The following is a 14,237-nucleotide window of genomic DNA, read 5'->3' as shown; positions in this document are numbered from 1 at the left end:
TTATTTAATTTAAATTTTTTGAAAGTGGTGTTATCGATGAAGAAAATCTTGATTGCTAACCGTGGAGAAATTGCGATTCGCATTATCCGCGCGTGTCATGAACTCCATCTCAAAACAGTTGCAATCTATGCAAAAGAAGATGAGTATGGTGTTCATCGTTTTAGAGCCGATGAAGCTTATTTGGTCGGTGCCGGCAAAAAACCGATTGATGCCTATCTTGATATGGATGACATCATCAGAATTGCCAAGATGACGGGGGCTGATGCCATTCATCCCGGTTACGGTTTCTTGTCTGAAAATGAAGAGTTTGCACAAAAATGTGAAGATGCAGGCATTATATTTATCGGGCCAACGGTTAGGCAGCTCCAAATGTTCGGCGACAAGGTTGAGGCAAAAGAAGTTGCTCATGCTGCAGGGCTTGAAACCATTCCGGGCACTGAAAATCCGGTAAAATCATTGGAAGAAGTTCAGAATTTTGCGCATAAATACGGCTATCCTATTATGGTCAAAGCCGCAATGGGCGGCGGTGGTCGTGGCATGCGCGTCGTCAACAGCGATGATGAATTGCCTGATGCATACAATCGGGCACGTTCGGAAGCAAAGCAGTCGTTTGGCGATGACGAGCTTTACGTTGAAAAATATCTCGAAAATCCGAAGCATATTGAAGTCCAAATCTTGGGTGACAAGCATGGCAATGTTTTGCATTTGTTTGAACGAGATTGTTCAGTTCAAAGGCGCCATCAAAAGGTTATCGAATTTGCACCAAGCATTGTTCTTTCTGATGACCGACGCAAAGAAATTTGTGATGCTGCAGTTCGTTTGGCAAAGAGCATTCATTATCAAAATGCAGGAACGGTCGAATTTTTGGTTACGGATGATGCGTTTTATTTCATCGAAGTCAATCCGCGGATTCAGGTTGAGCATACGATTACTGAAATGATTACCGAAATCGATTTGGTACAGTCTCAGATTTTGGTTGCGGCGGGGAAGGATTTGTTCAAAGACCTTCATTTGCCGAAGCAAGAAGACATGGAGTATCGAGGTTGTGCCATTCAATGTCGCATAACTACTGAAGATTCGGAAAACAACTTTATGCCGGATACCGGCAAGATTGAAACATATCGTTCACCAGGCGGGTTCGGAGTTCGTCTCGACGGTGGGAATGCCTATGCTGGTGCCGTTATCACTCCTTATTTCGATTCGTTGCTGGTCAAGGTTTGCGTTCAGGCAAAAACCTTTGGAGAAGCCGTCGATAAGATGGATCGCGTCCTTGGCGAATTCAGAATCAGGGGCGTCAAAACAAATATCGAATTTATGCGCAATGTTATCAACAATCCTGTCTTTAGAGCCGGGGCAGCACATACTACTTTTATCGACAATACGCCGGAACTGTTCAAAATCAAGAAGAGCAACAACACGAACAATCAATTGCTTAAATATATCGGTGAAGTCACGGTCAATGGTTTCCCAGGCGTAACGCGGCATGATAAGCTTTTTGTTCCGGATATCAAATTTGTAGATAAGCTCAACATTGAAGAAGGTGTCGTGAATGCCAAATCTGTTTTTGATGCGGAAGGCGCAGAGGCTGCAATGCAGTGGGTCAAGGATCAAAATCGGGTTCTCCTGACCGATACTTCGATGCGTGATGCTCATCAAAGCCTGTTTGCCACAAGAATGAGGACTAAAGACATGGCTCCCGTAATTGATGTTTACGACAAAGCGTTCCCGCACGTCTTTTCTGCAGAATGTTGGGGCGGTGCGACGTTTGACGTTGCATATCGTTTCTTGAACGAAGATCCTTGGGAACGTTTGAAATTGATGCGCAAAAAGATGCCGCATACGTTGTTGCAAATGCTTTTGCGCGGTTCTAACGCAGTCGGCTACAAAAATTATCCTGACAACGTTCTTAAGGCTTTTATCGAAAAAAGTGCAGAAGATGGCATCGATGTTTTCCGCGTTTTTGACAGCCTGAATTGGGTCGAACAGATGGAAAATCCGCTCAAGTACGTCCGGGATGCCGGAAAGATTGCCGAAGGAACGATGTGCTATACCGGTGACGTTTTGAGCAAAGAAGAGACAAAATATACGCTTGATTACTATAAGCATTTGGCAAAACAGCTTGTTGATTGCGGTTCTCATATTATCGGCATCAAAGATATGGCGGGACTTCTCAAACCAAAGGCGGCTTTCGAGCTTGTTTCTGCCTTGAAAGAGGAAGTTGACGTTCCTATTCATTTGCACACTCACGATACGACCGGCAACGGCATACCGACATACATTGCTGCAACAAAGGCTGGCGTAGACGTCGTTGACGTTGCGGCAAGCGCTCTTTCGGGAACAACGAGTCAGCCAAGCATGGGGAGCCTGTATTATGCATTGGAGGGCGATGTTCGCCAACCGCAGCTTGACATGGAAAATCTTGAAAAGGTCAATAAATATTGGGCCGGGATCAAGCCGTTTTATCAAGATTTCATGAACGGAATCAACGCTCCTCAGCCGGATATTTATCAAACAGAAATGCCTGGCGGTCAATACTCGAATCTGAAACAACAGGCTTTGGCTCTCGGAATCGAGGATTTTGATCTTGTTAAGGCAAAATATCGCGAAGTGAACAAACTTTTAGGCGATATTGTCAAGGTTACGCCTAGTTCAAAAGTTGTCGGTGATTGTGCAATCTTCATGATTCAAAACAATCTTGATAAGAATAATATTCTTGAACGCGGCAAGGTTCTTGACTTTCCTGCTTCCGTCGTGAACTTTTTTGCTGGCGGATTAGGCCAACCATACGGTGGTTTCCCTAAGAAACTGCAAGAGGTTGTTTTGAAAGGCAAGAAGCCGATTACGGTTCGCCCGGGAAGTTTGGCAGAGCCTGTCGATTTTAAGGCCGTTAAGTCTGAGCTGGAACAAAAGATCAGACGCGAAGCAAGTGAAGAAGAAGTCTTGAGTTATGTTTTGTACCCGGATGTTTTCTTGACCTATAACCAAAATTCTGAAAAATTTGGTTCGATGCATTCGTTGGCAACGACAGTCTTTTATCAAGGGATGCGTCAGGGCGAGACGATCCATGTCGATTTTGCACCAGGACGTTCAGTAATCATTCGGCTTGATTCGATTTCTGATGCTGACGAAGACGGAAATCGCGTTGTCTTCTTTTCGCTTAATGGGCAAAATTTGCGGATTATCGTGCACGATAAGAGCAAGAAGGCAAAAGTCAAGGCGATTCCGAAGGCAGAGCCGACGAATTCCAATCACATCGGCGCAACGCTCAGCGGGTCTGTAACGGAGGTTCTTGTTGAGAAGAATCAAGTTGTCAAAAAAGGCGAGCCTTTGATTGTCACGGAAGCCATGAAAATGGAAACTACGATCAAGGCGCCGCATGATGGCAAAGTCACTCATATTTATGTCAAAGCTGGAGATCTTTTGCAAAGTCAGGATCTTTTGATGGAACTGGAACCGGTAAAATAAGCAGAAGGTTTTGCGGATGAAAAGGCTTCTTTTGAGATTTATGCTTGTTTTTTCGGCAGTTTTAATGATTAGTTATGCCGCAGCTCTGTTTGATTCATCAGACGGAGGACATGAAAAAACTGAGCGATCAAGAATCAGAAACTTGACGTCTCCAAAGATTCAATCGCTTCATACAGAGGGTTTGGCACGCTATATCGGCGTGTCAAATTCTTATTTTAAGGATAAATTCGGAGAACCGGACGAAAAAATTGATTCAATTGAAGGTGTTGAGTGGTGGAATTATGATGTTAATCAAAATGATTATTTGAGGGTCGGAATCGATAAATATACAAAAAAAGTCTGCGACATTATTGAATTAAGTGCTAAGCTAGGGCAACAGCTCAGCGTTGGGATGAGCATGGAGCAGGTTTTGAAGAAGACAACGCTTTATGCTAACTTTGCATTTGACGTTAACGAACAAACGGCACAAATTGAACTTTCAGAATATGATTTAAATAATCATCCTTTGGTATCGTTTGATAATGGCAGTTATGCAATTCTTGATTTCACGCCGAGAAAAAAGAAGGTCATCTATGCGATTCATTATCTTGACAAAAATGAGCTTCTGAGAGGAAAATATTACAGGGTTCTTTCAAAAACGCCGTTACCGTCGAGATATGTCAGCAAAATTAACTGGGAAAAACATGATGGTGATTTCAGCAAAGATCTGATCAGTCAGTTGAACGTCAAACGATTGCAAGAAGGAAACGTTCCGGTAGAGTATGACTACAATGCCGAATGTGTGGCACTGGATTTGATGAATAGTCTTGAAGCTAATCCCAGAAAGTATCTAAGCAAAAAAGAATTTGAAGAATATCGGCTGATTAGAGCGGAAACTTTTGAAAATACACGGATATTTTATCGTGTTCCCAAAAATATTTCGAAAGACCTTATGAAGGATGCGGATGTTTCTAGCGATTATCGTGTGTACATTGCGGGTCCAATCTTGACAAATACGTTATTTTATACTGATAATAATTTATACGAAAATATTTGGAAAACTTTAAGCGACTCAAAGACGGAAAAAATCAGCGTGGTTTTCAGAAAAACTTTGGTTGTTATTGTGGTCGAGAATTAGGAAGTGATTATTTTGGAATTTGAAATCAAGAGTCGTCAAGGCGTCTTTGTCTATCTTTATCACCTCAAACAAAGCAAACAGCTTCGCAGATTCGGTACGATCAGCTATGTTTCTCGCAGAATGAAGTATGTCGTTTTGTATATGGATTCGGTAGACGTTTCGGAAAATGTTAAAAAAATTGAGAAACTTCGCTTTGTCAAAGGCGTTGAATTGTCAGAGCGCCCAAATTTGAGAACGGAGTACGAAAGCAATCTCGATTCTGGATTCAAACAGACTGAGGAAGATTGCGAAAAAAATAACGAAGCAGGTAGAATCGTATGAGAGTTGTAGCAGGTGAATTTGGTGGCAGACGTTTGAAAGCCGTACCCGGGATGAAGACTCGCCCGACAACGGATAAAGTTAAAGAATCAATGTTCAATATTATTGGGCCATATTTAAATGGAGGAAACGTTTTAGATTTGTTTGGCGGAAGCGGAGGTTTGAGCATTGAAGCAGTATCACGCGGAGCTGATTCCGCAACGCTGATTGATCGACAGTATCAGGCAATCAAAACGATTAATGAAAATATTGAAGTAACCAAGTCAAAAGAAAAGTTTCGTATAATTAAGGGCGATACGAATAAGGTTATTTTTAAGCTTGCAAAAGAATCAAAGCGTTTTGACTATGTTTTTTTGGATCCGCCATATAAAAAACAAGAAATAGTCAAGCTCTTGGGTGAAATTTTTGAATTAAGGCTTTTGAATAAAGGTGCTTTGATAATTTGTGAAACGGATCAAGAGGCAAATCTTCCCGAAGAACTCACGGGGTATGAATTTATCAAAAAATCAGATTATGGGATTACCGAATTAACATTTTATCGTTATCTCGGAGGTGAACAGCATGAAGGTCATATTTCCGGGAACGTTTGATCCTTTGACGAACGGCCATCTTGATTTGATCGTGCGTTCAAGCAAAATGTTTGATGAAGTCATTGTCTTGCTTGCTGAAAATACAAGCAAAAAAACGTTGTTTTCTTTTGAGGAACGGAAATTGCTGATTGAAGATGAAATCAAAGCTTTGGGAAATGTTTCAGTCATATCATCACCCCATGAGTTGACGGTTGATGCTGCGCGAAGACTGGGAGCTTGCGGGATTGTTCGCGGAGTCAGAAATGCTGTCGATTTTGAGTATGAAAAATCGATTGCGTCGATGAATCGTCACCTGGCACCTGAGATTGAAACGATTCTTTTGACGACGGATGAAAAATATGGTTTCGTTTCGTCAAGCATGATTAAAGAAGTCGCTGGATTCGGAGGAGACCTGTGCGGTTTAGTTCCGGAAAAAACTGCGTTGGCATTGAAAAATAAGCTGAAAGAGGTTTAATCGCAATGGCAAAGAACAAGAAGATAAGAACCAAAATCATGCTGATTTTTGCAGCAATTGTTTTATTGCAGGCATTCTTGTTTATGCCCGTTCCATATTATCTTGAAATGCCAGGATCTGCTGAAAGCATTTCTGACTATATTAAAATTGACGGTAAAAAAGACAAGCAAAAGGGAAAATACATGCTGGTCTATGTTTCAATATGTCAGGCATCCCCGGCAAGTTTTTTAGCAAGTTTTTTCATGCCCTTTACGGATCGTCTTTCAAAATCAGAATTGCTTGGCGACTCAAATGCAAAAGAGTACGACATGGTTCAGCAATATTATATGGATGATGCGGTTAACGAAGCACAATATGTTGCTTTGAAAAAAGCAGGCAAACAGGTATCAAGAAAATACGTCGGAATGTATGTCATGTCGGTTGCAAAAAATTCTAATTTCAAGAACAAATTACAAATCGGAGACGTTGTGACCGCTATAGACGGAAAACATTATAACAGTTCGCAAGAATTTATCAAGTTGATTTCAAAATATAGAAGCGGAAAAGAAATCACCGTGACTTACCTTCATAACGGAAAGCCTAAGCAGGCAAAGGGGCAAACAATTATGTTAGACAGCGTTCATCGAGCAGGAATCGGGATTACGTTAGCTGACAGGACTGAGGTTTCGTCACCAATCAAGGTTTATGCCGATATGGAGGGAATCGGAGGCCCCTCGGCAGGGTTGATGATGACTCTAGCGATATATCAGCAGGTGACGGGATTGAATTTACGACAAGGGCAAAAAATAGCAGGAACTGGGACAATGAATTCTGACGGAAGCGTCGGCGATATCGGTGGAATTGATAAAAAGGTCGTTTCCAGCTCAAAAGCGGGAGCAAAAATTTTCTTTGCGCCAAATAACCCTGTTTCCAAGGCTGAAAAAGAGTATGATAAAAACGCAAAGACAAATTATCAAGAAGCCGTTGCCGCTGCTAAAAAAATCAAGACTAAAATGAAAATCGTTCCTGTCAGAACTTTTGATGATGCCGTAAGATATCTTGAAAAAAATAAAATTAATTAGAAATTAAAGAAAAAAATTCCATCTTTTTGCGCCCTTAATAATAGGGAGGTGACAAGATGGATTTTTTTGAGCAGTTGAAAGATTTTTTGGAAGAACACAAAAAATTAATGGTGGCTTTGGCTGTTTTGGCAACTATTGGAGGAAGTCTGCTGATTCCTGATCTTTGTTCATTGCTAAGCAATCAGACGAAATTTTCAATGGACAGCCAGTCAAAGAGTGCTTTGAGCAGTTTTTCCGCAAACTGGTCAAGTGCTTCGACTATTTCAGCAACAAATTCGGTAAATTCTGATTATATCTATGTTGACGTTAAAGGAGCAATCAAGCATCCTGGTGTATATAAAGTTCCGAACGGAAAAAGAGTGGGGGACGTTTTGAGCCTCGCCGGCGGACCGCTTGAAGGAGCCGATACGACTCAAATCAATTTCGCGCATAAGCTTGAAGATCAGATGGTAATCTATATTCCCAAATTCGGAGAAAGTTCTCCGATTGAAAATATGGTCGGAGTTTCTGGTTCTGATGGCAAAAGCAATCAAAATGAAGCGAATTCCGCAGCTGAAAAGATATCTTCTGCTCAGACGCAAACTGATTCGACAAGCCAAGATCAAGGCGGAAATGATGGTAAAATTAATCTCAATACTGCAAGCAAGGAGCAATTGATGCAATTGACGGGCATCGGAGATAAAAAAGCTGACGAAATCATTGCGTATCGTCAGCAGAACGGAAACTTTAAAACAATTGATGATTTGAAAAACGTTTCAGGCATCGGAGATAAAACATTCGAAAAAATTTCATCACAAATAACGGTTTAAGGACGTGCAATCTCAAAAAGATTACTTTCTTTTTGGTTGCTTTGATATAATGAATAGTAAGATTAATGATAGATGAGGTGTAGAAAATGGCACAAGAGAGGATTTCATGGAATCAATATTTTATGTTGCAGGCAATTTTGCTTTCTTTGCGGAGCACGTGCACCAGATTGGCAGTGGGAGCAATTTTGGTTCGCGACAATCGTATCATAGCAGGCGGTTATAATGGATCCGTGTCAGGGGACGTTCATTGTCTTGATGAAGGATGCTACGTAGTTGGCGGTCATTGCGTAAGAACAATTCATGCTGAAATGAATGCAGTTTTGCAGTGTGCTAAATTTGGCAGCGGAACTGACGGAGCTGTTATTTACGTAACTGATTTTCCGTGTCTTCAGTGTACGAAGATGCTCCTTCAGGCAGGGATAAAAAAAATCTACTATCTGCGTAATTATCACAATGATCCTTATGCGGTTAAGTTATTAAAATTGAAGAATGTTGAAATTGAACAAGTTGAAGTTGATCTAGAAAACCTTGATGCAGTTTTGAGAAGAATTGAATCGGATGAATAAGAACGGAAATTAAAAGTTTTTTCATCGCTTTGTGTCTGGCTGTGACAAGTTTTGCGATTGCTGGAGAAAACCGGATTTGGTGGGTTGTCTTAGCTCTTTTAATCATAAGGATCATCGTACTTGGAAACAAGCGGACTTTGTTGTTATGTCTTTTGAGCTGTTTTATTTTTGCCTTCAGGTTCGAGCAATGGCAACGTAATTATCACGAAGTCATCAAAACCTGTCAGGTGAATTCAGCCCAACATTTTTTGATTTATGCAGATAAAATAGCGGTTGACGGAAACATGATGAAGTGTGATGCTTTTTGGATTGAAAAGCGTGAAAAATTAAAATTGACTGCATTTTTAAAAAATAAGGAACAGCAAAAAGAGCTTAAGTCAATTGATGATTCTTTTACGATTGAATGTCAAGCCGATATTTCTCCTGTCAATCAGCCAACGAACGAAAACGAATTTGACTATCGAAAGTATTGTCAATCACAAAACATCTTCTTATCTGCTTTCATCAAGGATTGGGGCAGCGTGCAAAGGGTTGAAAACTTCCAATCTTTTGTACCGGTTTTGTTTTTGCACGATTTCAGAAAAAAATGTGCGCTTTCTTTTCAGAAACTGCCCGAACCGCTTGATTGGTATGCGATGATTTTGTTGTTGGGAATGCGAACCGATGATTTGTCAGACGTTTATTCATCAATCAAAAAGTTGGGACTGCTGTATATTTTTTGTCTATCAGGGATGCATGTTTTTTATCTGTCAAACTTTTTGTGTAGATTCGTTCAAAAGTTTGGTATCGACTATGAAACGGGACAGTTGTTAAATCTGATCGTGCTACCGTGTTTTATCTTTGTCGGAGGAGGGTCTCCCAGTCTTATCAGAGCAGTCATGATGAATGTTCTGGTGATTGGTTGTAATCGATTATTGAAGATTAAATTGACATCGTTAACCGCATGGTCATTTGTTCTTTTAATCAATCTGATGTCATGCCCCAAACTTCTGCTGAGTTTTGGAACTCAGTTGAGCTATTTGTTAACGCTCGCAATCATTTTGTGGCAAGATGAAAATCAGATAGCGGCGAGTTTGAAAATCAATCTTCTCAGTCTGCCGATAATTTTGTATCAGACGTATCAATGGAATCTTTTTACATGTTTGTTTTCATTGATGATTTTGCCGCTTTTTGAGTGCATGATTTTGCCTGCGACTGTTTTGGGCGTCATTATCCCCGGTCATTTTTTATCGAGACCGTGTGCTTTGATTCTCAGAACGATTTCAAATTTTTTGCAATTTTTGTCTAGGCTTCCAGGAAATATCGTATTCGGGAAACCTTCTTTGACATTCGTTTTAATAGTGCTGTTTTTAGCTGTGATGACTGAAACTCAAAAAAACGGACTGAAATTGTGGATTGTAATGTTTACGTGCTATTGTGCGATGTTTTTGGCAATCCATTTTCCGCCTTCATCTGAGATTGTGTATTTTGATATCGGCCAAGGAGACTGTACTTTAATCAGAAGTCAGTTTAATAGAGAAGTCATCATGATTGATACTGGCGGAAAAGTCAGCTTTAATACTCAGAAGTGGCAAAAGCGAAAGGGACGCACGAATGGAGAAACGATTGTAGCCAACTACTTGTTAAGCAAAGGAATCAAAAAGATTGACCGTCTTTATCTGACTCACCAGGATGCTGACCATGTTGCTAATTTTCCTAGCATAAGCCAGACTATCGAAATCAAACAGGTAATTGTTCCTAAAGGGATGGAAAATCTTGAAAGTTTCAAAAAAAGACTTGAAGAATCGACAATTGATCTTGAAAACGTTATTGGCGTTACGACTCAAGATGATGGCGTTGATAATGATTTAAGATTGCTTCATCCGTTTGAAAGCGGTCAAGGGACCAATGACGATTCGTTGGTTTTGTGGTACGATTTTAACGGTATTAAGTGTATTTTCACGGGCGATTTGCCTCAAGTAGGGGAAAAAGAAGTTATCACAAAGTATCCGGAAATAAATGCAGACATCTTAAAAACAGGGCATCACGGAAGCAAGACTTCAACGTCACCAGAGTTTGTCAGGAAAATGAACCCTGGGCTTGCGATAATTTCATGTGGCAGGAATAATCGTTACGGCCATCCAAATCAGGAAACGTTGGAAACGCTAAACAATAACGGAGTTCCATATTTATCAACCGCAAATTGCGGAATGATCAAACTAAGGAAAAGTTTTGGGGAGATGCCGTATATATGTGTGTACGGTGATGGTACAGCAAGTCGACTTAACTTGCCGTTAAGGTAGCCTTTGCGACACAATTCAAAAAAATAAAGATTGCAAGAACTAACGCGGCAGATAATCAAGCAAGGATATTTCGCCAAAAACAATAAAGGAAGTGATAAATTGTCAACAGTTGCAGAAGTTATGAATCAAATTAAAAATGATAAGATAGGTTCAATCTACCTTATTTTAGGCAAAGAAAGATACTGTTCAGAGGAGATTAAGAATGCTTTGCTTGGAAAACTTTCTCCTCAGGAAAAAGAATTTAATTCAAGCATTTACGATATGGAAGAAACCCCCCTGGCATCTGCATTGAACGATGCGATGTCGGTGCCCTTTTTTGGAGATCGAAGAATCGTCATCGTCAATAATCCGTATTTTTTAACCGGAGAAAAAAAGAAGAACAAAGTTGAGCATGATATTGACGGATTATTGAAGTATTTGGAATATCCGCTTGAAACAACGACTCTTGTGTTTATTGCTCCTTATGAAAAACTTGATGAACGCAAAAAAGTCGTCAAAACATTGAAAAAAGTCGCAGATGTGGTTGAAAATCAACCATTGAAGGAAATACAAGTACGCCAAATAATCAATCAACGTCTTAAGAAAAATGGTTTGTCAATTGAGCCAAAAGCTTTTGATACTTTGATGGAACGTACTAATGCAGAGATATCATTGGCAATGAACGAGCTTGATAAGCTGATTCTTCTTTGCAAGGATGAACAAGTTATCTCAGAAGCTGAAGCAGATCGAATGATTTCAAGGAGTCTGGAGCAAAATGTTTTCGACTTGGTTTCGCTTGTTTTGAGTAGGAATACTCAAAAGTCGATTGAGATGTATCACGATTTGCTGCTTTCAAAAGAAGAACCGATTGCGATCAATGCGATTTTAATTGGGCAGTTCAGACTGCTTTTGCAAGTTTCCATATTAAAAAGGCATGGTTTCTCTCAAGGAAGTATTACAACTTCTTTAAAAATCCATCCTTATCGTGTCAAATTGGCTTTGAGAACCGTCCAAAGATTTCAACAGGAAGATTTAAAAAATGCATACCTTGGTTTGGTAAAGGTTGAAAAACGCCTTAAGTCGACGGATCAAGATTCTGAATTGTTGTTTCAGCTTTTCATGCTCCAATTTTGCCAGCATGCAGCTTGATAAAAATAAATCGGATACAATTGTGAAAAGACTGGAAAAAACTATGCTTCAAATTAAAAAAGCCGGATTATTTGCAATTGCATTTATAATCCGGTTTTATTATATTAATAACGATCTTTTGCTATGATGGGAATAATCAAAAAATCGAGCTTTCCATGTATCAAAACGTCCAGAAGAGAACGTTGTCAGCAATAAATTATTGGCGTAAGATTGATCAGGTGATGCATTTTGAAAAAGTCTTGCTTATTAAAATTAAGAAAATTCCGGACAAAGTCAGTATGAATCGACCGACATTGTTCGGTGTTTTGGTTAATTCAAGAGGAAAACGAGCTTTTTTTTCCACTGCTTTTAATTGATTAAGCAAGGCTTTTTAATAATTTTTGGAAATACAAAAAAGACCGGAACCCCGGTCTTCTCAATAATAAGCTTATTTAGCCAAACGAGCAGCCATGCGTGACTTGTCACGAGCAGCCTTGTTAGCCTTAATCAAGCCTTTTGATTGAGCCTTGTCAACGGCAGAAACTGCTTCGCGGTAAAGTGCTTCAACGTTGTCAGCACCAACAGTCTTAGCTTTTTCAAATTTCTTAATTGCTGTACGCATCTTGCTCAATTGTGAAGAGTTGCGAGCGTTTGCTTTTTCGTTTGTTTTAACACGTTCAATTGCGGATTTGATAATTGGCATCTACTTTCACCTCCACTAAAATGATCCGTAACGGATATCATATAATTTTTCAACATATTTCATTATACAAGAGCAAATTCAACAATGCAATAATAAAATGAAATGTTGTCAAGAAAATTTCCTTGACAGCTATCAAAATACGATGAAACAATGGTGTTTTCAGGTGAAAATAAATTTTTCTTGCAATTGAAAAAGATATCTAGTATATTATTCACTGTACGTTAGAGTACGGACCTTGATCCTGGTTTGGCGACGGCCACCGACGTCTTACTCGGTTCAAGGCAACATTTTTGAAAGGTGGGAAATACATTGGCTATTTCAAATGAAAAGAAAAACGAAATTATGAAGAAGTATGCTCGTCATGAAGGCGACACTGGTTCTGCAGAAGTTCAAATTGCTGTTTTGACGGCAGACATCAACGAACTTAATGATCATATTCGTTCACACAAGAAGGATTATGCTTCACAACGCGGCTTGATGAAAAAGATCGGTCATCGTCGTAACTTGCTTGCATACTTGCGTAGAACAGATATCCAACGTTATCGCGAATTAATCAAGAGCTTGGGCTTGCGTCGTTAATTTGCCAAAAGAGATCGGAATGTCCGATCTCTTTTTTTAGTTGTTTAATAAAAAATGTTATTGCCGGTGTGAATAACAATTTGCTGATTAGAAAAAGGACATAAGCGAAAAGATATTTGAAATCAAGCATAATTTCAGGTTGGAACGAGCAAAAAAAGCGAGCATGTGTTATAATTAAGGTTCGATAACTAGGTTTTAGCAGATGCATTATTTTTTTAAATGTGGGACGAACGTGAATGACGTTCGGATTGCATAAAAAAAGAAACAGCTTGGTTTTTTGCCAAATACAGAACTGATGAAAGGTAGATAAGCTATGGATTTAAAAAATAGCCACATTATGACTGCAATGGTAACACCGTTCGACAAGGACGGAAACGTTGATTATGAATTATTGAAAAGATTGATTGACCATTTGCTTTCAACTGGAACGGACGGGATCTTGGTATCGGGAACGACGGGAGAAGGCCCGACTCTGACCGAAGAAGAAAAAATAGAATTGATTGAAAAGACGGTTGAATATGTCGCGGGACGTGTTCCGGTTGTGGCGGGAACGGGTTCGAACAATACGAAAACAACAATTGAGTATACGAACAAGGTTGCTAAAATCGATGGGGTTGATGCAGCGCTCGTTGTCGTTCCTTACTATAACAAACCTGATCAGGCCGGAATGATTGCTCATTTTACTGCTGTTGCCGATAACGTTGATTTGCCGATTGTCATGTACAACATTCCCGGACGCACGGGCGTGACGATGGAAGTTAAAACGATTGCTGAGCTTTCAAAGCATCAAAATATCATTGGCATCAAAGATTGTACCGGAATCGTCAATATGGCAGAAATCGTTGCAAATACTCCGGATGATTTCTTGGCATTTACTGGCGAAGATGCTGATGCCTTGGCTGCCAGAAACGTTGGCGCACAAGGCGTTATTTCCGTTGCAAGTCATTTATTCGGAAAAGAAATTAGTCAAATGTATGCCGCAAACTCAAAGGGTGACAACGAACTTGCCGGCGAGTTGATGAGAGATCTTACGCCAAAGATGAAGGCTTTGTTTTCTCATCCGTCTCCGTCACCAGTAAAAGCTGCTTTGAATCATGTCGGAATCGAAGTCGGCGGATGCCGTCTGCCGATTCTTGCGCTTGATGATGCTCAGGCATCAGTTTTATTCAATCAGTTGGGAATTTGA

At 40.0% G+C, this 14,237-nt stretch carries 13 protein-coding genes; 12 read left to right on the top strand and 1 reads right to left on the bottom strand.

Annotation, left to right across the window (positions count from 1 at the left end; genetic code table 11):
* Positions 1–36: 36 nt before the first annotated feature.
* The 10 genes from LRC_RS06585 to holA all read left to right on the top strand — a co-directional run bounded on the left by LRC_RS06585 (position 37) and on the right by holA (position 11,790).
* The gene (locus tag LRC_RS06585; RefSeq protein WP_014073695.1) at positions 37–3,465 is read left to right on the top strand and encodes a pyruvate carboxylase; all 3,429 of its coding nucleotides are present in this window, start codon (positions 37–39) and stop codon (positions 3,463–3,465) included.
* A 16-nt stretch (positions 3,466–3,481) separates the two neighbouring features.
* Complete coding sequence (locus LRC_RS06580) at positions 3,482–4,582, top strand: CAP-associated domain-containing protein (RefSeq protein WP_014073694.1); 1,101 nt, start codon at positions 3,482–3,484, stop codon at positions 4,580–4,582.
* A gap of 3 nt (positions 4,583–4,585) precedes the next feature.
* Positions 4,586–4,903 (top strand): YlbG family protein, encoded by a 318-nt coding sequence (locus LRC_RS06575; RefSeq protein WP_014073693.1) that lies wholly within the window; start codon positions 4,586–4,588, stop codon positions 4,901–4,903.
* Entirely contained in the window at positions 4,900–5,490 is a 591-nt protein-coding gene (rsmD, locus tag LRC_RS06570) for a 16S rRNA (guanine(966)-N(2))-methyltransferase RsmD (protein WP_003694312.1), read from the top strand. The genes LRC_RS06575 and rsmD overlap by 4 nt, the downstream gene beginning before the upstream one ends.
* Complete coding sequence (gene coaD, locus LRC_RS06565) at positions 5,462–5,944, top strand: pantetheine-phosphate adenylyltransferase (RefSeq protein WP_014073692.1); 483 nt, start codon at positions 5,462–5,464, stop codon at positions 5,942–5,944. The genes rsmD and coaD overlap by 29 nt, the downstream gene beginning before the upstream one ends.
* Positions 5,945–5,949: 5 nt before the next feature.
* On the top strand, positions 5,950–7,005 hold the full coding sequence (locus LRC_RS06560; RefSeq protein WP_014073691.1) for a SepM family pheromone-processing serine protease: 1,056 nt from the start codon (positions 5,950–5,952) through the stop codon (positions 7,003–7,005).
* A 56-nt stretch (positions 7,006–7,061) separates the two neighbouring features.
* Entirely contained in the window at positions 7,062–7,814 is a 753-nt protein-coding gene (locus LRC_RS06555) for a helix-hairpin-helix domain-containing protein (protein WP_014073690.1), read from the top strand.
* 86 nt (positions 7,815–7,900) lie between these two features.
* The gene (locus LRC_RS06550) at positions 7,901–8,380 is read left to right on the top strand and encodes a ComE operon protein 2 (protein WP_014073689.1); all 480 of its coding nucleotides are present in this window, start codon (positions 7,901–7,903) and stop codon (positions 8,378–8,380) included.
* Positions 8,381–8,628: 248 nt separating this feature from the next.
* Positions 8,629–10,662 carry a DNA internalization-related competence protein ComEC/Rec2 gene (locus tag LRC_RS06545; protein WP_258414253.1) on the top strand — a complete coding sequence of 678 codons (2,034 nt, stop codon included), beginning with the start codon at positions 8,629–8,631 and terminating at the stop codon, positions 10,660–10,662.
* Between the two features lie 120 nt (positions 10,663–10,782).
* Positions 10,783–11,790 carry a DNA polymerase III subunit delta gene (gene holA / locus LRC_RS06540; protein WP_420805667.1) on the top strand — a complete coding sequence of 336 codons (1,008 nt, stop codon included), beginning with the start codon at positions 10,783–10,785 and terminating at the stop codon, positions 11,788–11,790.
* Between the two features lie 427 nt (positions 11,791–12,217).
* Here holA and rpsT read toward each other — a convergent pair whose 3' ends face one another.
* Positions 12,218–12,472 (bottom strand): 30S ribosomal protein S20, encoded by a 255-nt coding sequence (rpsT, locus tag LRC_RS06530; protein WP_003694299.1) that lies wholly within the window; start codon positions 12,470–12,472, stop codon positions 12,218–12,220.
* A 309-nt stretch (positions 12,473–12,781) separates the two neighbouring features.
* Here rpsT and rpsO point away from each other — a divergent pair, with 309 nt between their 5' ends.
* Both rpsO and dapA read left to right on the top strand, forming a co-directional pair.
* Positions 12,782–13,051 carry a 30S ribosomal protein S15 gene (gene rpsO, locus LRC_RS06525; protein ID WP_041820020.1) on the top strand — a complete coding sequence of 90 codons (270 nt, stop codon included), beginning with the start codon at positions 12,782–12,784 and terminating at the stop codon, positions 13,049–13,051.
* A 313-nt stretch (positions 13,052–13,364) separates the two neighbouring features.
* Positions 13,365–14,237: a 4-hydroxy-tetrahydrodipicolinate synthase gene (gene dapA, locus LRC_RS06520; RefSeq protein WP_014073684.1), complete on the top strand. Its 873-nt coding sequence runs from the start codon at positions 13,365–13,367 to the stop codon at positions 14,235–14,237.

Origin of the sequence: Ligilactobacillus ruminis ATCC 27782, from assembly GCF_000224985.1 — a bacterium.
GTDB classification, from domain to species: Bacteria; Bacillota; Bacilli; order Lactobacillales; family Lactobacillaceae; genus Ligilactobacillus; species Ligilactobacillus ruminis.
Note: the sequence above shows the minus strand (reverse complement) of the source record. Positions and strands in the feature narration are given on the sequence as shown.